General features: G+C 59.8%; 10 protein-coding genes. 5 read left to right on the top strand and 5 right to left on the bottom strand.

What is annotated here, in order from left to right; translation table 11 throughout:
* The first annotated feature begins 12 nt into the window (after positions 1-12).
* Positions 13-5,187 carry an NEL-type E3 ubiquitin ligase domain-containing protein gene (locus HX868_RS22190; RefSeq protein WP_177004372.1) on the top strand — a complete coding sequence of 1,725 codons (5,175 nt, stop codon included), beginning with the start codon at positions 13-15 and terminating at the stop codon, positions 5,185-5,187.
* 548 nt (positions 5,188-5,735) lie between these two features.
* Here HX868_RS22190 and HX868_RS22185 read toward each other — a convergent pair.
* The 3 genes from HX868_RS22185 to HX868_RS22175 form a co-directional block, all read right to left on the bottom strand.
* Entirely contained in the window at positions 5,736-6,635 is a 900-nt protein-coding gene (locus HX868_RS22185; RefSeq protein ID WP_177004371.1) for a hydroxymethylglutaryl-CoA lyase, read from the bottom strand.
* A gap of 16 nt (positions 6,636-6,651) precedes the next feature.
* Positions 6,652-7,044 (bottom strand): MerR family transcriptional regulator, encoded by a 393-nt coding sequence (locus tag HX868_RS22180; protein ID WP_016977418.1) that lies wholly within the window; start codon positions 7,042-7,044, stop codon positions 6,652-6,654.
* A 181-nt stretch (positions 7,045-7,225) separates the two neighbouring features.
* On the bottom strand, positions 7,226-8,161 hold the full coding sequence (locus HX868_RS22175) for a LysR family transcriptional regulator (RefSeq protein WP_177004370.1): 936 nt from the start codon (positions 8,159-8,161) through the stop codon (positions 7,226-7,228).
* Between the two features lie 151 nt (positions 8,162-8,312).
* Here HX868_RS22175 and HX868_RS22170 point away from each other — a divergent pair, with 151 nt between their 5' ends.
* Complete coding sequence (locus HX868_RS22170; protein WP_016977420.1) at positions 8,313-9,542, top strand: acyl-CoA dehydrogenase; 1,230 nt, start codon at positions 8,313-8,315, stop codon at positions 9,540-9,542.
* A gap of 27 nt (positions 9,543-9,569) precedes the next feature.
* On the opposite strand, the gene HX868_RS22165 is transcribed toward HX868_RS22170, so the two are convergent.
* Both HX868_RS22165 and xthA read right to left on the bottom strand, forming a co-directional pair.
* Positions 9,570-10,901 (bottom strand): substrate-binding domain-containing protein, encoded by a 1,332-nt coding sequence (locus HX868_RS22165; RefSeq protein WP_177004369.1) that lies wholly within the window; start codon positions 10,899-10,901, stop codon positions 9,570-9,572.
* 96 nt (positions 10,902-10,997) lie between these two features.
* Positions 10,998-11,810, bottom strand: a complete 813-nt coding sequence (xthA, locus tag HX868_RS22160; RefSeq protein ID WP_177004368.1) for an exodeoxyribonuclease III — start codon at positions 11,808-11,810, stop codon at positions 10,998-11,000.
* A 168-nt stretch (positions 11,811-11,978) separates the two neighbouring features.
* Here xthA and HX868_RS22155 point away from each other — a divergent pair, with 168 nt between their 5' ends.
* The 3 genes from HX868_RS22155 (at position 11,979) to HX868_RS22145 (ending at position 18,092) form a co-directional block, all read left to right on the top strand.
* Positions 11,979-12,629 carry a GNAT family N-acetyltransferase gene (locus tag HX868_RS22155; protein WP_016977423.1) on the top strand — a complete coding sequence of 217 codons (651 nt, stop codon included), beginning with the start codon at positions 11,979-11,981 and terminating at the stop codon, positions 12,627-12,629.
* Positions 12,630-12,693: 64 nt separating this feature from the next.
* Positions 12,694-14,421 carry an autotransporter assembly complex protein TamA gene (locus tag HX868_RS22150; protein ID WP_177004367.1) on the top strand — a complete coding sequence of 576 codons (1,728 nt, stop codon included), beginning with the start codon at positions 12,694-12,696 and terminating at the stop codon, positions 14,419-14,421.
* Complete coding sequence (locus tag HX868_RS22145; RefSeq protein ID WP_177004366.1) at positions 14,421-18,092, top strand: translocation/assembly module TamB domain-containing protein; 3,672 nt, start codon at positions 14,421-14,423, stop codon at positions 18,090-18,092. Before HX868_RS22150 ends, HX868_RS22145 begins: the two co-directional genes overlap by 1 nt.
* The last annotated feature ends 134 nt before the right edge of the window (positions 18,093-18,226 follow it).

Genomic DNA, 18,226 nt, shown 5'->3' with positions numbered 1-18,226 from the left:
TAGGCCGTAACAATGACAACAAACGCGATTGATCGCCTCGGGCTCCCGGCTCAAGACGAGCAGAGCCCGCACACACAGGTGATCAAAGACAACACGCCTGACTGGTACAGCGAAGCGCTGGACACGCGCAAAACCGAGTTGGCGTCTTTGGACCTTGCTATTCCCGACTGGTACAAAAAGGCCTCGACGAGCGCAAGGGATCGCCTGAGGTCGGTGCATGCGCGCAGCAGGAGGTCTTTGAACCAACTGGATCAAGTGTTCAGTGAACTGAAACCACCGGCGGTGTATGCAGAGCCGTTGTTGGTGGCAGCGATCGAGAAAAAGTTCGGGCAACGGCTGGATGTCACAGCGGTGTTTTATGCCCGCAAAATGGAGCAGAAAGACTGCGATACAGTCCCGAGCCTGGTCCCGACCACCGACGTCAGCGCATTGGCTTCAGAGTACTACTTCTATAGAGGAATCAGCCTGTTGGAGGCTGCGCTGAACAATTTCACCTTGGAGGAGGCGACTGAGCCGGTTTGCGAGGACTGCCACCTGATTACCCGTTACAACTTTTATCGCTCTTCGGCCGCAAGGCTTCACCCTACGGGCAATGTCCGCTCGTCAAAACTGGATATCAAGGCTCATGAGTTTGCCCAACTGTGCAGGGAGCTGAATTTGGGGCAGTCGTATTACGAACATGTACGAACCGCGATCAATCAGCAGATTCAGACGAACAAGACTGAGGTGGGAATTGGCAAGCTGTACGGCAGCTTGATTACCAGCCACCGAAATCAATTGGAACTGGCCGCTGAAATTGCCTTGATGAAGGGTGATATCCAGTCTGATGACCACCGGTTGATCAACGACATCTTGATTGACCTGTTGAATGCCAAGCGAGCAGGGGAGTTGGTGAAATTCTCGCCGTTGCGGCTGTGCAGCGTTGTACTCGAAAACATCCTGATCATCGGCCCGGTCGAGTGGCGGGCCAACCTGAGAAATTCCGAGTTGCTGCCTAGGGCCTGCATGGTCTACATCCCAGGCGATCCACTTCATCCGCTTAAGGCCTATGACAACATCGCGGCCTTTACCAACCATCTGACGACTCGCCTGTGTCGCGTCGAATACCGGAAGTTCTTCAGCCAATTCGTGCCGCTGGCCAAGCAGGATGGTTTCTTTACGCAGCTCAAGGGCTTGCTCGACCCCGACGCGGCCTACACCGACGATCAGGATTTTGCCCCGGCCAAAAAAGGTCGGATCCATCATCAGGGTACTTACGCGGCGTCATGGCGAGATCTCTGGACGGACTGTGCGCTGGAGCGCATCCGGGTGATCATGAGTAATGCCAGTACCCGTGTGGTGTCTACCCAGGATGTTACGGATCGGGCTTATAAAGCCTGGCTCTGGTCGTGGGCCAGTACGGCGCTGGATATTCTCAATCTTGTCTCTTTCGTGGTACCGCCCCTGGGTGAACTGATGTTGGTCGTCGCGGCGGTGCAGGTGGCCTATGAGATCGGCGAAGGGATTGAAGCGTGGTCCGAATACGATGCCAAAGCGGCTTGGGCACACTTTTCGGCAGTGGGCCTCAACCTGGCGATGTTGGCGGTGCCCAAGGGATTGATGGCGGCGAAAGACACGGCATTTGTCAGGCGACTGGTGCATGTGGAGTTCGGTGGACGCACGCGATTGTATGATTTCAATCCGGCGCAGTACCTGCACAGGGTCACGTTGCCTGAAGGGCTCAAGGCCAATGCACACGGGCTGTATGCCCATGAAAGCAGCCTGTACCTGCCGGCAACGGACGGGGGGCATTACAAGGTTGAGGCCAGCGGAACCGAACATGAATTCAGGCTCCTGCACCCCGATGGCGACTCACGTTACACGCCACGAATTCGGCATAACGGCGAGGGGGCCTGGGTGCATGAGTTCGAACAGCCCTTGACCTGGGATCGCAAGACCCTGTTGCGCCGCATTGGCTATAGCGTCGATCACCTGAGCGATAACCAGCTGGAGCAGGCCAGGGCAATCAGTGGCGTGTCGGATGACGAATTGCGTCAGGTATTTACCGAGCAACGACCACCTGCACCCCTGTTCAAGGACATGCTCCGGCGGTTCGAATTCAATGATCAACAACAGCGCTACGTCGACCAATTGAGCCACTACGATTATAGGGTCCGTCTCCAAGTCCACTGGTCTTTGCACGTCAAGTTGTTGATCGAGAGCGGGAAGTGGCCAGCGTCGCGCGTGTTGGTCTCGGTGGATAACGCGGGTAATCGGCTGTGGAGTTCAGGCCGCGAGGTCAACCCTGCACAGTTGGTGACGCTCAAGCCCTGGCAGCGTCACAGCGACCACCTCTTTTCTGCACTTTCGGAGCAGTTGAGTGAGCCTGAAATGCGCTACTTATTGGGCGAGGAGTTGATTGAGCGCCGGATTCGTCGGGAAGTTTCGTTCAGGGCTAGTAAAATCACTCTCATATCGCCTCGCACTGTGGACGACGTACTCGACGCTTATGTAGAGGAGGAGATGGAGGAAGAGCGTACACCGGCCATGAGGGCTCTCAGATTCAAGGACTGCCTGGTGGATGCGGCCATCAGCACGAGAGCCGAGCTATTCAATCGTGAGATGGCGGCAGGTGAGGTTTCCAGCGATGTCAACGTACAACTGATCCAGCGCAGCTTTCCCGGGCTGCCAAAGCTCGCCGCCGAGGAAATCGTGACACATGCCAGCGCAAAGGAACTGGCAAGCATGACGTCTACGTCGCGTGTGCCGTTGCGTTTGGCTGAGGAAGCGCGTCGCTTTGCTCAGAAGGCACGTGTCATGCGCGCGCATGCGGATCTTCTGTTCGAGAATCAACTCACGATGGATGGTGTGCACTTGGCCCTGCACAAGATGGCGTCTGTACCCGAACTTCTGGGTGATACGTGCATTGAGCTACGTGCGGATACCTATGACGGTCCTCTGCTGGACCGAGTGGGAGAGACGAGTGCCCTCAGGCAATGTCGCCTTATCCGTACCGACATGAAGGAGTGGAAGTTATACAGCGGGCCGGAAAAGAAAGTGGAGTACTGGCGCAATGACAAGGACGCCTTTTTCAGCGCGCTCTGGATGGCGGGCGGCGGTAAGTTTACCCGTTGGCCAGAGTTCAACGCCTTCACCCACACGTTGAAAAAGCGGCTTGGGCAACAGCCACTGAACGAACAGGCAAGCCGGCGCGCACTGGGTTTGCAAGCGATCAAGCCGGGCTTTAAATCGCCGATGCGCCTGGCGGATGGACGCATTGGTTATCCGCTAAGCCCGGTGGGCAGCACAGACGTTCGCCCGCGGGTTTGCAAGATGAAAGCGATGGCGCTTTATCCGTCAAAATCTTTGGAGGAGGTCGAGCTGATGCTTGGCCTTCAAGGCGCGGGAGATGCCGCGCTGACAGCGAGATTGACCCACCTGGAAGGCGAGCTTGCAGAACTGGACAAGGTGCTGACCCACTGGCAGCAGGAGGATGGGTCAGGTTACTCGAGGGCCCGCCGCAGGGTCTCGGGCACCATCAAGCACGCTTGGCGGCGAGGTTCCGCCCAAGCCGTTGCGGGGGATCAAACGCCCATCGGTCACGTACTGGATCTGTCGGATGAAGACGTCGGCGAATTGCCTGCGATCACCGCAAATATGGATCATGTGGGCAGTCTGGTGCTGCGTCGAATGGCACTTTCAAACAGCTCCTTGCCTTTTCTGAAGGCATTTGGCGGTTTGCGCTGGCTGAACCTCAGCGAGAACCATCTCACCGAACTGCCGGAGTTTACAAATGGCGGGTCTGGGTTGACCAAGCTCAATCTGAGTAGAAATGATATCCAACTGACCGAACAAAGCCGCTTGCGCCTGCAAGGTATGCAGGATTTGAAGATTCTGAAGCTGGGCGACAATCCTCGCTTGGGATGGCACGCCGATCTAGATGGCTTACGCAATTTGAACCAGATTTACCTAGCGAATACAGGCACCACCCGGTTTCCAGACGGTGCCGAGTTATTGCCCCGCTTGGCCCGTATCGACGTGCATTCAAACCGGATCACAACCCTGCCTGAATACGCTTACCAGCACCTGGAGCGCATCAACCTGCACGACAATCCCCTGTCGGCTGTCACGCTTGAACGCCTTCAATTGGACAGGCCATTAAACCCGGCGCAATGGGGCGAACATGTTTCCGTGGGCGAGGCACGTGGTGTGTGGCTGGGTGAGTCGTCGACGTCAGAGCAGGCACGACGGGGTGGCCTTTGGGACGAACTCAAGGCCAGTCCTGAGTCGGCCGCTTTTTTTACGGTATTGGCCGACATCACCCGCAGTGCCGAATACACCAGTCCAGTAACCCGCCCGGCGCTGGCTGAGCGAGTATGGGACATGCTGGAGGCGGCGAGTGAAAACCAGGGTATTCGCGAGACGTTGTTCGCAGTCGCCGACGACAGAGTGACCTGTGGCGATGGCAGTTCGGTTGAGTTCATGAACCTTGAAAGTGAGCTGCTGGCAGCCAGGGCACTCGAGTCTGTAGGGGCACAAAGCGCTGAAGGACCGCTGATATCCACGGCGCGCAAGTTGTTCCGGTTATCCCTGGTGGATGCCATTGCTCAACGGGATGTCGACGCTAGAGGGCCTGGGTTCACGGAGCAGGTCGAAGTGATTCTGGCGTATCGCATCCGGCTGGCAGATAGGCTGGAGCTGCCGGTCAAATCCCGCGATATGTTGTTTTCCGAGCAGGCGAGGGTGAGTCCGGCGGTGATTGATGAAGCCTACGCAAAAGTGCTTAGGGATGAGCGCATTGCCGGTGACGAGGAAGCTTTTTTTGTCGGACGCAGGTTTTGGGATACCCATCTACGCACCCGATACCCGCAAGAGATCAAGGCGCAGATGGTGCCGGCCATTGACCTGATCGACGAGAAAAGCAATGCGTTGTTTGATCTCGCGGATTTGCAAGGTGAGCCCGTCAGTGACGCGGCTACCCAAAGCCAGTGGCAAACAAAGCATGATGCGGCGGCCGACCGATTGGCCGGCCTGCTGGGCAAGCGCAGGGATGACATCCTGGTGAGTGGCTCAATGCAAAGTGCATTCTACGAGCGCGAACTTAAACAGTTAGGGGCTGAGCGAGAGGCATTGGAGCAGCAGGCACTGAAAACCTTGACGCGTAAGGTGCTCAACAATTTTGCAGCCAGCGAAGGGACATCGGTCTAGTAGGCAAGTGCAGAAAGCACAAAGGGGACCCGAGGGTCCCCTTTAATTTGTCGTTGCGTGCTCTTTTTTTATTATTGAGGGGCGGTCTATTGTTGTTTTTGGCAACCGTTACCCTTTACCGCTGTTTTTGGCGACCCCCATCCGGGGTCAAGAGCAAACGTATTTTTTTGAGCGCTGATCTGCTTCTTCGTTAACGATCCAACCAGTGGGTAGCTACCTGAGGTAGTTTTATTTTTCTCTAACCGGTTGCGGGTTTCGGCACGCCGTACCCTGCGAAGCACATCTTCTCCAAAAAAATCTGTTAGCTGCGTCTCTGCCGTGTTGTTTTTGTTATGTCAGAGTCGTTTCGTCTTATTTTTATTAGGTTTGGCGCTTTTTATTCTTGTTATGCCATAGAGATAGCAGAAGCCGTGCCAACTTTTAAAAACCCTTCAAAATCAATAGTTTGATTTTTATGTAGGATCCGCCCTACAGAAAATACGACAAAATATGTTCCCGTGTTACTCGATGTGTAGGCGTGCGGTAACACATTGTCACGGCTAAGCTACTCAACCGGCATTACGCGCCTTGGCCACGCGTGACCCTGTCGGGCGGCCCAGCACCTTGCTGATTTGCTGGCCCGCGCCAATCAATGCCTCCAGGTCGATACCCGTCTCGATGCCCAGGCCGTTGAGCAGGTACAGCACATCTTCAGTGGCGACGTTACCGCTGGCGCCCTTGGCGTATGGGCAGCCGCCGAGGCCCGCGATAGAGCTGTCGAACACCGTGATCCCTTCCAGCAGGCTGGCGTAGATGTTTGCGATGGCCTGGCCATAGGTGTCATGGAAGTGCCCCGCCAACTTCTCCCGAGGCACCTGCGCGCCGACCACGTCGAACAGCCGCCGCGTGGCGCCCGCCGTGCCGGTGCCGATGGTGTCGCCGAGGGACACCTCATAGCAGCCCATGGCATACAACTCGCGCGCCACCGCCGCGACCTGTTCCGGCGCGATCTGCCCTTCGTACGGGCAACCCAACACGCACGACACATAACCTCGCACGCTGATGCCGTGCTGCTTGGCCGCCGCCATGATCGGTGCAAAGCGCTCCAGGCTTTCGCTGATGGAACAGTTGATATTGCGCTGGGAAAACGCCTCGGACGCGGCCGCAAACACCGCCACTTCCTTCACGCCGGCGGCCAGCGCATCCTCAAAACCGCGCAGGTTCGGCGCCAGCGCGCCATAAGTCACGCCGGGTCTGCGCTGGATCTGCGCGAACACCTCGGCGGAACCGGCCATCTGCGGCACCCACTTGGGCGATACGAAACTGCCGACTTCGATATAGCTCAAGCCCGCCGCGCTGAGGGCGTCTACCAGCTGGACCTTGTCCGCCACGCTGATTGGCTGGGCTTCGTTCTGCAAGCCGTCGCGTGGGCCGACTTCCACCAGGCGCACGTGTGAGGGGAGGGACATGGCAGTTACCTTCTGATCAATGGCCAACCTGGCGCAGGGTGTGGGCCAGGGCCTGGGTGCAGCGCTCTTCGGCGGTGTCCAGTTCCAGCTTCATCTGTTCGATGTCCAGCAACTGCTGCTCAAGCTGCTCACGGCGCTCGGCGATTTTTGCCAGCATGCTGTTGAGTTGCACGTGGTTGCCGCTGGTAGGGTCGTAGAGTTCGATGAGTTCGCGGCACTCGGCCAGGGAAAAGCCGATGCGCTTGCCGCGCAGGATCAGCTTGAGGCTGACCTTGTCCCGCGCCGAGTAGATGCGCTCCTGGCCCCGACGTTCCGGGGCCAGCAGGCCTTGTTCTTCGTAGAAGCGAATGGCGCGGGTGGTGATGTCTAGCTCGCGGGCGAGGTCGGAGATGCTGTAGGTGGTGCTCATGGGGGCGCTCAAGAAAGTCTTGGCATTAAGCTAATGGCAGGTTGACGTAAACGTCAAGCGAATCCCTGTAGGAGCCGGCTTGCCGGCGATGGTCGTCAACGATGACGCAGCAAGCCCGGAAAAGTGCGGTGACTGTGCGTTTTTCGCTGGCAAGCCGGCTCCTACAGGGGGTGTGACAATCTCAGGATTGTTGTTTGTCGAGCTTCTTCTCGTGCGCCGTGACTTGCTGGCACAACTCGATCATCTGCTCGCGCATCCAGCGGTTCGCCGGATCCTGGTCGGTGCTTTCATGCCAATAAAGATGTGTTTCCACCGGCGGCACATCGTTGACCGGCAGGTTGAACCAGTGCAATTCGTGGCGGCGCGCGAAGCGCTCGGGCACGGTCATGACCATGTCGGTCTGCTGCAACACCTGCGAGGCCATCAGGTAGTGCTGGGAGCGCAGGGCGATCTTGCGTTGCAGGCCCATCTTGCCCAGCGCCAGGTCCACATGGCCCAGGCCGTTGCGCCGGCTGGAGATATGGATGTGGGTCAGCCCCAGGTAATCATCCAGAGTCAGCTTTTCCTTGCCCGCCAGCGGATGGCCCTTGCGCATGGCGCACACGTAGCGGTCTTCCATCAGCTTGACGTGGCGTACCTGCGGGTCGGTATTGAGCGGAGCGTCCACGGCAAAGTCCAGGCGCCCGGCGGCCAGTTCCTTGGTGGTTTCGCGGCGTTTGGAGAGGAAACTCTCGATCACCACCGTGGGCGCCAGGCGGCGCAGGCGCTGGAACAGCAGCGGCAGGATCACCGCTTCGGTGAGGTCGGTCATGCTGATGCGGTAGGTTTTGGCCGCCTGCTGCGGGTTGAAGATGCGGCTCTCTTGCACCGACACCCGCAGCAACGACAGCGCGTTGCGCACCGGCCCGATAATGTTCTGCGCCATGGGCGTAGGCACCATGCCTTGGGCGGTGCGCACGAACAGCGGGTCGTTGAAGGTTTCCCGAAGACGCGCCAGAGCGTTGGACACCGCCGGCTGGGTAATGCCGACAATCTGCCCGGCGCGGGTCAGGTTGGCTTCGGTGTAGATCGCGTCAAAGACGATAAACAGGTTGAGGTCGACCTTGCTCAGATTCATTTCGTAGCGCTCTTATTGTTAGGTGGCCATACGTCGATCATATATCGGTGATGAATGTTAATACACGCCGAGAATAGGTTAGGTAAATTTTCGTAGCTCATCTAGCATCGACTTCATGACCTAAACAACCTCTCAGAGAAGGGAGCTGCTCATGGATTTCGCCTATTCGCCCAAGGTTCAGGAACTGCGTGAACGCGTCACTGCGTTCATGGACGCTTACGTTTACCCGGCCGAGCCGGTGTTCGAACGCCAGGTCAGCGAAGGCGACCGCTGGCAGCCCACCGCAATCATGGAAGAGCTGAAGGCCAAGGCTAAAGCCGAAGGCCTGTGGAACCTGTTCCTGCCGGAATCCGAGCTGGGCGCCGGCCTCACCAACCTTGAATACGCACCGTTGGCGGAAATCATGGGCCGCTCGCTGTTGGGCCCCGAGCCGTTCAACTGTTCCGCCCCCGATACCGGCAACATGGAAGTGTTGGTGCGCTATGCCAACGAAGAACAGAAACAACGCTGGTTGCAGCCGCTGCTGCGCGGCGAGATCCGCTCCGCATTTGCCATGACCGAGCCGGATGTGGCGTCTTCAGACGCCACCAACATGGCCGCCCGCGCCGAACGCCAGGGCGACGAGTGGGTGATCAACGGCAAGAAATGGTGGACCTCTGGCGCCTGCGACCCGCGCTGCAAGATCCTGATCTTCATGGGCCTGAGCAACCCGGACGCGCCGCGCCATCAGCAACACTCGATGATCCTGGTGCCGGTGGACACCCCCGGCGTGAAGATCGTGCGCCCGCTGCCGGTGTTCGGCTACGACGACGCGCCCCACGGCCATGCCGAAGTGCTGTTCGACAATGTGCGCGTACCGTACGAAAACGTGTTGCTGGGTGAGGGCCGTGGCTTTGAAATCGCCCAGGGTCGCCTTGGCCCAGGCCGTATCCACCACTGCATGCGTTCCATCGGCATGGCCGAGCGCGCGCTGGAGTTGATGTGCAAGCGTTCCGTCAGCCGGACTGCATTCGGCAAGCCGTTGGCGCGCCTGGGCGGCAATATCGACAAGATCGCCGACTCGCGCATGGAAATCGACATGGCGCGCCTGCTGACTTTGAAGGCGGCGTACATGATGGACACCGTGGGTAACAAAGTCGCGAAAAGCGAAATCGCCCAGATCAAGGTGGTCGCACCGAATGTGGCCTTGAAGGTGATCGACCGTGCGATCCAGATCCATGGCGGTGCTGGTGTTTCTAACGACTTCCCGCTGGCCTATATGTACGCCATGCAACGTACCTTGCGCCTGGCCGATGGCCCGGATGAAGTGCACCGAGCGGCGATCGGCAAGTTCGAGATTGGCAAGTACGTGCCTAAAGAGCTGATGCGCAGCGGACAATAAACAGCAATAGGCGGGGAGGTTGGGTATTCAATACACCCAGACCTCCACCCGCCGATTCTTGATTCGCCCTTCATCCGCCGTGTTCGCCGCCACCGGCATTTGCGCGCCAAACCCGCGGATATCGCGCAGCACCACGCCGTTCTTGACCAATTCCCGGCGCACCGCCATTGCCCGCAACTTTGACAGCAACGCCGCCCGCTGCGGATCGTTCTTGGCATCGCCAAAGCCCACCAGCGTCACCTGCTTGTCCAGTTTGTTGTGGCTTTTGAGATACGCCACCACCCGCTGCAGATCTTGGCGGGCCTTGGTGTCCAGGCTTGCGCTGCCTTCCTCGAAACGAAAATTCACGGTCAGGCGCTGGGCATCCCGCGCAATCGCTTGATAGTCCCCGGGCATCGACGTGCGCGGCTCCACTGCCATCGCCTGTACCTGCTGCGCGATAAAGCCATTGGCTGCCACGATCGCCTGGCCCTTGCTGCTCTGGCTGAAGTCCACCAGCGCCCTGGCCCATGGATTGCGACTCGAGGGCGGCCAGTAAAAGAACAGCCGGCGTGACAGCGGATAATCCTCGGTGGCAATCAGGCTGTTCAGCGGCAACATGGGTTGCGAGTCGCCATCCGCAATCGCCACCGCTTTGGCCTGGCGTACGTAGGGCAGGCCGATAAAACCGATGCCCTGGGGATCCTGGCTGACCGCGTCGGACAATTGCTCGCTGGACTCGAAACGCTTGGCGCCCGGCGCGAGCGGTTTGCCACGCAGGCGCAGTACCAGGTCCTTGAAGGTGTCGTAGGTGCCGGACTGATCATCACGCGCATACAGATGAATCGGCCCGCCGACGCCTCCGAGCGCCTCCCAGGTTGCGACCTCGCCATTGAAGACCTGCGCCAGTTGCTCGGTATTCAGGGTGTTCAGCGGGTTTTGCGGGTGGAGGATGATGGCCAGGCCATCGATGGCGATCACCTGTTCGGCTTCGGGGCTTTTCAGGTCGCCCAGCGGTTCAAGGTCGACCAACTCGCCGTCCTTGATCGGGCGAGACGAGGCCGCGAGGTCGGCGCTGGATTTCTTCAACGCAGTGAAACCGGTGCTGGAACCGTGAGCAGCAACTTCAATCGTCACTGTCTTGCCCTGGCGCGTCTTGCCGATCACGCGCTGTTCATTGGCACCTTCCGCCGGCTCGCTGTGCACCGCCTGCAAACCCTGATGCTCCATCAAGCCCTTGACCAATGCCGGGCCCAACGCTGCACCGATGGTATTGGAACCCTGGATGCGCAAAGCGGGGCCTTGATCAGGAACGGGAAGGGGAGCGGAAACAGCGAAGAGGGGAAAAAGCACCAGCAGGAACAGAACGCGCAGCCTCATGCCGGCACCTTCTCAAGCCAAAGGGAGTGCCGCGAGAATAAGTCAGGCAGGTTGCACAAATATGACGGAGCCGAGGGGGCGGCCCCGTCAGGGCGATCAGCTCAGTTCAAGCCAGATCGGCGCATGGTCCGACGGCTTTTCCAATCCACGCAGCTCGTAGTCCACCCCGGCATCCTTGACCCGCGGCAGCAGGCCATTGGAGGCCAGGATCACGTCGATGCGCAGGCCGCGCTTGGGTTCGTCCTCGAAGCCACGGCTGCGGTAGTCGAACCAGCTGAAGCGGTCTGCAACCTCTGGGTTGAGGTGACGGAAGCTGTCCACCAGGCCCCAACTTTTCAGGCGGGCCATCCATTCGCGCTCTTCCGGCAGGAAGCTGCACTTGCCAGTCTTGAGCCAGCGCTTGGCGTTGTCGGCGCCAATGCCGATGTCGATGTCTTCCGGGGAAATGTTGATGTCGCCCATCACCACCAGCGCCTGGTCATTGCTGAACTGGCTCTCCAGCAACTGTTGCAGGTCTTCATAGAAGCGCTGCTTGGCCGGGAACTTGGTAGGGTGGTCGCGGCTTTCGCCCTGGGGGAAGTAACCGTTCATGATGGTGACCGGTTGGCCGTTCTCATCGGCGAAGGTGCCCCAGATAAACCGGCGCTGGGCGTCTTCTTCGTCGCTGGCGAAGCCTTTGTGCAGGCTCAACGCCGGCTGGCGCGAGAGCAGGGCTACACCGTAGTGACCTTTTTGGCCGTGGTAATACACGTGATAGCCAAGGGCCTGTACTTCGGCCAATGGGAATTGGTCATCGTGGACCTTGGTTTCCTGCAGGCCTATCACGTCGGGCTGGTGCTTTTCAATCAGCGCCGCCAGCTGATGAGGGCGGGCGCGCAGCCCGTTGATATTGAAGGAGACGATTTTCATGGTCGGCAGTCCAGTCTGGCAAAAGGGCGATGCTAGCGGACAAGTCGGACGGGGGCCAGCGTGGCGGTAGGGCACTTGCACTGCTAATGTCTGGGAACGACTGGTGCTGTGTAGGTTCGTACCCATAAGAACGCTGCCTTTTGAGCCGCGCCCAGGGAGATTGACGGTATGCCGGACACTTCAACTGCAACTGCTGAAATTCGCCTGCTCAACAGCGGCTATTCCCGCGAAGCCCGTTCGTTGCTATACCAGGCTTATCGGCATGAGCCGACGTTCGCCTATATCTTCGAAGCCGAGCGTCCTGGCTATGAACAACGGGTACGCGCCACGGTGCGTGAGCTGGTCAAGCAGCACTTCTTTCAGAAACTGCCGGCCATTGGTCTGTTCGTCAACGACCGGCTGATCGGCATCGCCCTGATCGCGCCACCGCAGCGGCGCCTGGGGATTACCGAAAGCTGGGCCTGGCAACTGCGCATGTGGCTGAGCACGGGCGTGCGCGGCACGCGACGTTACCTCGACTACCATCACGCCGTGCTGGCGTGCCTGCCCAGTGAGTCGGTGCATGTACTGCCGCTGTTGGGCATTCACCCGCAATTCCAGGGCAAACACTACGGCGAGCAGTTGCTGGAGGCCGTGCACAACTGGTGCGCCGAAGACCCGCATTCGTCCGGTGTGGTACTGGACACGGGCAACTCACGCTATCTGGAGTTCTATAAGCGTCAGGGCTATGAGGAAATCGGCGAAGTCGCTGTAGGGCCTGTCCTGGAGCACGTGTTTTTTCACCCCAATCCCCAGTCGTTACATGCAGCAACGGCTTAGTACAGAATTATTCAGACATTTCCGAGTTCAAAGAGGCTCCCCAGGTCGTGTAGCATCCGCGCCTATGAAGTTTCCAGGAAGATTTACCAGCGGCTTGATTCTGCTGTTCACAAGCTGCGGCGCCTTGGCGCAAAGCGAATTGGACGTGCGGATCAGACCCTCAAACGACGCGTTGAAAGCCAACATCGAAGGCTATATCGGCGGGGTGGGCGATCGTGACGAAGAAGCCTTGCTGCGGTTCAGCCGTGGCGCCGAGGAGCAGGCGCGCAAAGCTGCCCAGGCCCTGGGCTTCTATCAGCCACAGATCGAGAGTGACGTGAAGGGCGGCAAGAATCCGCGCCTGACCCTCACCATCGACCCCGGCGAACCGGTGCATTTGCGTAACGTGACCATTCGGGTCGACGGCCCTGCCGCTGACCTCAAGGCCTTTCGCGTGCCCGTCAGCAACGACCTCAAATCCGGCGCCGTGCTTAACCACGGCCATTACGAAGACGCCAAGCGTCTGATCCAGAACCAGGCCTCGCGCTACGGCTTTTTCAGCGGGCGCTTCACAAGTCAGAAACTCGCGGTAGACCCGCAGGCCGGGGTCGCCGATATCGAACTCATCTACGACAGCGGCCCGCGCTACACCCTTGGCAAGGTCAGCTTTGCCGGCGATACGCCGTTTGACGAAGACCTGCTGCAACGCATGGTTCCGTTCAAAAGCGGTACACCCTACGACTCTGAACTGATCGCCGAACTTAACCAGAACCTGCAAGGCAGTGGTTTTTTCGAAGGCGTGCGTGTGGACGCCGCACCGGCCGCTTCAACCAATGACATCATCCCGGTGGTCGTGCGCCTTGAAACCCGCAAGCCGCGCACCATGGGCTTGGGCCTGGGTTTTTCCACCGACGTCGGCCCGCGTGGTAAAGCCAACTGGACCCGCCATTGGGTCAACCCCCAGGGCCACAGTTATGGCTGGGAGGCCGAGCTGTCGGCACCTCGGCAGAACGTTGGCCTGTGGTATGACATCCCGCTCGATCCGCCACTGACCGACAAGCTGCGTTTTGCGGGCGGCTACCAGAATGAAGAGCTGGCCGGTTCCGATACCTTGAGCAAGTTGCTCACCGTCGGCCCTGAATGGCACAGCAAGTTGCCGAGCGGCTGGACGCGGGTGATTTCCCTCAAGTACCAACGGGAAGAGTACCGTGAGGGCAACGACTCGGGCTTGAGCAACCTGTTGATGCCGGGGATCAGCTACTCCTACCTGCGCAGTGATAACCGCATCGACCCACACAACGGCTACCGCCTGCAATTTGACAGCAAAGTAGCCAAAGAAGGGCTGGGTTCCGACACTAACCTGCTTTACGGCACGGCCATGGTCAAAGGCCTGACCACCTTGTGGGACAACCACCGCTTCCTGGCCCGCGCCCAAGTGGGCGGCAGTGCCACCAATGGCTACAAATCGGTGCCGCCGTCGCTGCGTTTCTTTGCCGGTGGCGACCAGAGTGTGCGGGGTTACGAGTACCAGACGCTGTCACCCGAGAACGACCGGGGCGATCGCATCGGTGGCCGCTACATGGTGGCCTTGAGTGCCGAGTACCAATATTCCATCGCCGAGAAATGGCGGATCGCCACCTTTATCGACCAAGGCAACTCCTTCAACAGTCTGGAGCTGCCCAGCCTTAAAACCGGTGTAGGTGTGGGTATCCGCTGGGTTTCGCCGGTCGGCCCGATCCGTCTCGACCTGGCCCATGCCCTCGAAGATCCGGGCGGCATTCGATTGCACTTTTCCATGGGGCCTGAGCTGTGATGCGTGGTGTAAAAATAGCGGGGCTGGCCGTGGTGGCCATCCTTGCCGTGCTGTTGTTAGCACTTTGGACGGTGCTCGGCACCCAGGCGGGCAACCGCTGGGCGTTGGGCCGTGTTCCGGGTTTGACGGTAGAAAATTTCCAGGGACATCTGGGGGGCCGGTGGAGCGCTGACCATTTACTGTGGCAGCAGGACAGCAGCCGCGTCGAACTCAAGGCGCCGACATTTGATTGGTCGCCGGCGTGCTTGCTGCGCATGACGCTGTGCATCAATCAACTGGACGTGGAGCAGGTCAGCCTGCAATTTCCGCTGAGCACAGAGGAAAGCAGCGGGCCAATTCAACTGCCCGACTTGAAGCTGCCGCTGGCCATCCAGTTGGGCGACGTTCGCGTCGGTAGCCTGCTGTTCAACGGCAGCGAAGAACTCAAGGGCCTGCAATTGGCGGCGCATTGGACGGCCGCGGGCATGCAGATCGACTCGGTACACCTGCAACGGGACGACCTGGTACTGGACCTCGCCGGCCTGCTGCAACCCACTGGCGACTGGCCGTTGAGTGCCACCGGTAACCTGAGCCTGCCCTACGCGCCGGGCGGTGCACCGTGGAAGGTGGCGCTCAAGGTTGACGGCGACCTGCTCAAGACCCTCAAGCTCGACGCCGACAGCAGCGGCTATCTGCCCGCAAAACTGACCGGAGAACTGCAGCCCCTGGCGGAAAACCTTCCGGCCCAGGTGCACATCACCGCCGACGGCTTCAAACCCAGCGCCGACTTGCCTGACACTCTACAACTCAATCAACTGGACCTCACCGCCAAAGGCGATCTGAACCGCGGCTACCAACTGCTCGGCAAGGCCGTGTTGCCGGCGGAAAAAGGTCCGGTGGATTTGCTGCTGCAAGGCCGGGTCGACGCCAACGGCGCGCAGATCGCCGGCCTGGACCTGAATGCCGGTGACAAACAAAATCTCAAGCTGACCGCCCAGCTGGATTGGCAGCAAGGCTTCAGCGCCGATGCCAAGATCGACTGGCTGGACTTCCCCTGGCATCGCCTCTATCCGGTGATCGACGAGCCGCAAGTCGCGCTGCGTACCTTCAATGGTGAGATTTCCTACAAGGACGGCAACTACCTGGGCAACCTCAAGGGCGACCTCGACGGCCCGGCGGGCAAATTCAATGTGGTCACGCCTTTCAGTGGCGACCTCAAGCAGATCTTCCTGCCTGAGCTGAAACTCACCGCTGGCCAAGGCAAGGCCGAAGGCCACCTGAACCTTCAGTTTGCCGACGGCATTGCCTGGGATACCGCGCTGGATCTGTCCGCGTTGAACCCGGCGTACTGGGTCGCAGAACTTCCCGGCACCCTGGCCGGACCGCTGCGCAGCAAGGGTGAGTTCAAGAACGAGCAACTCAAGCTGAACGCCGACCTCGACCTCAAGGGTCGCCTGCGTGGGCAAACCGCCGTGTTGGCGGCCAAGGCGGAAGGCGCGGGCGAGCAGTGGACCCTGGCCAACCTGGATATCCGCCTGGGCGACAACCGCATCAACGGCAGCGGCAGCCTGCAACAGCGTTTGGCCGGGCAGATCGATATCAAGCTGGCGCGTCTGGCCCAGCTCTGGCCGCAACTGCGTGGGCAGGTCAACGGTCGACTCGACGTGGCCGGCAGCCTCAACGCCCCCCAGGGCAAGCTCGCTCTCAAGGGCCAGCAACTGGCGTTTGCCGATAATCGCCTGCAAAACCTCACCCTCGACGCCAACCTCGACAGTGCCCAGCGCGCCAAGATCGACCTGAAAGGCAGCGGCATCCAATCCGGCGACACCCAGGTCGGCACCCTGACCGCCAGCGCCCAGGGCGATATCAAGAACCAGAAAGTCCAACTGGATCTGGCTGGGCCACTGGTCAAGCTCGCCCTGGCGTTGGATGGCAATCTTGACAAAGGCAACTGGCGCGGGCGCCTGGCCAGCGGCGATGTCCAGGCCGGCGGCCAGGACTGGAAGCTGCAAGCCCCGGCGAAGATCGAACGCATGGCCGATGGCAAACTGACGTTTGCCGCGCATTGCTGGGTATCCGGCCCCGCCAGTTTGTGCGGCGAAGACCAGCGGCTGATGCCCGAGCCGAAGCTGCGCTACCACCTCAAGCAATTCCCCATCGACAGTCTGGCGGCGTTCCTGCCCAAGGATTTCGCCTGGCAGGGCAAGCTCAACGCCGACCTGCAACTGGACCTGCCCGACAGCGGCCCCAAAGGCGTGATTGCGGTGGACGCCAGCGGCGGCACCTTGCGCGTCAAGGACAAGAACCAGTGGCTGGATTTCCCCTACGACACGCTCAAGCTGGAAACCACTCTCAACCCCAAGCGTATCGACACCCAGCTGAATTTCCGTGGCGGCAAGCTTGGCGAATTGATGTTGCAGGCGCAGATCAACCCGCTGCCGAAGAACAAGCCGATTACCGGCAACTTCAGCCTGGTCGGTCTGGATCTCGCGGTGGCGCGGCCGTTTGTACCGATGGTGGAAACCCTCAGCGGCAAGCTCAATGGCAACGGGCGCATCTCCGGTGGTCTGTTGGCACCCCAGGTCAACGGCAACGTGAATCTGGTGGGCGGCGAGATTTCCGGTCCGGAACTGCCCATTAGCCTGGAAGGCCTGAACGTGCAGGCGCTGATTGCCGGTGAAAGCGTGCAGCTCAACGGTGGCTGGCGCAGTGGCAAGGCCGGGCAGGGCAGCCTTAAAGGCCAGATTGATTGGGGCCAAGCCCTGGTGGTGGACCTCAGCCTGCAAGGCTCGCAGCTGCCCGTCACGGTGGAGCCCTACGCGGTGCTGGAAGTGGCGCCCGACCTGAAAATCAGCCTGAAGAACGACAAGCTGGCCGTCGCCGGCAAAGTGCACATCCCACGGGGTGATATCACCGTACGCGAACTGCCGCCCTCCACCGTCAAGGTCTCGGACGACACCGTGATCATCGGCAGCCAGACCGAAGAGGGCAAGCCGCCGATGGCGATGGCCATGGACATTGACGTGGTGGTGGGCGAAGACAAGCTCAACTTCTCGGGCTTCGGCCTTACCGCCAAGGTGCAGGGCCAGGTGCATATCGGCGACAACATGGACACCCGTGGCGAGCTGTGGCTCAACGATGGCCGTTATCGCGCCTACGGGCAGAAGCTGGATGTGCGCCGTGCGCGGTTGCTGTTTGCCGGGCCGTTGGACCAGCCGTATCTGGATATCGAGGCGATCCGCAAGACCGATGATGTGATCGCCGGCATCCGCTTGAGTGGCAGTGCCGAACAGCCCACCACGCAAATCTTCTCTGAGCCGGCGATGGCTCAGGAGCAAGCCTTGTCTTACCTCGTGCTGGGGCGTCCGCTGAGCTCCACGGGTGAAGACAACAACATGCTGGCCCAGGCCGCGTTGGGCCTGGGGTTGATGGGCAGCGCCGGGGTGACGTCGGATCTGGCGAAGAACCTGGGGATCCAGGACTTTGAGCTTGATACGCAGGGCAGCGGGAATAACACCGCAGTGGTGGCGAGCGGCAAGATCACTGAGAAACTCAGCTTGCGGTATGGGGTGGGGGTATTTGAGCCGGCCAGTACGATTGCCTTGCGGTATTTGTTGAGCAAGAAGGTGTATCTGGAAGTGGCCAGTGGTGTGGCCAGCTCTTTGGATATTTTTTACAAGCGGGATTTTTGAGCCCTGCCTCGCTTAAAACGGTAGGCGCTGGCTTGCCAGCGATGGTCGTTAACGATGACACGGGAAACCAGGCAGAACGCGGCGCCCTCGCGTTTTTCGCCGGCAAGCCGGCTCCTACAGGACCGCGTCGCCGC

Source organism: Pseudomonas reactans (genome assembly GCF_013385825.1).
Lineage (GTDB): Bacteria > Pseudomonadota > Gammaproteobacteria > Pseudomonadales > Pseudomonadaceae > Aquipseudomonas > Aquipseudomonas reactans.
Note: the sequence above shows the minus strand (reverse complement) of the source record. Positions and strands in the feature narration are given on the sequence as shown.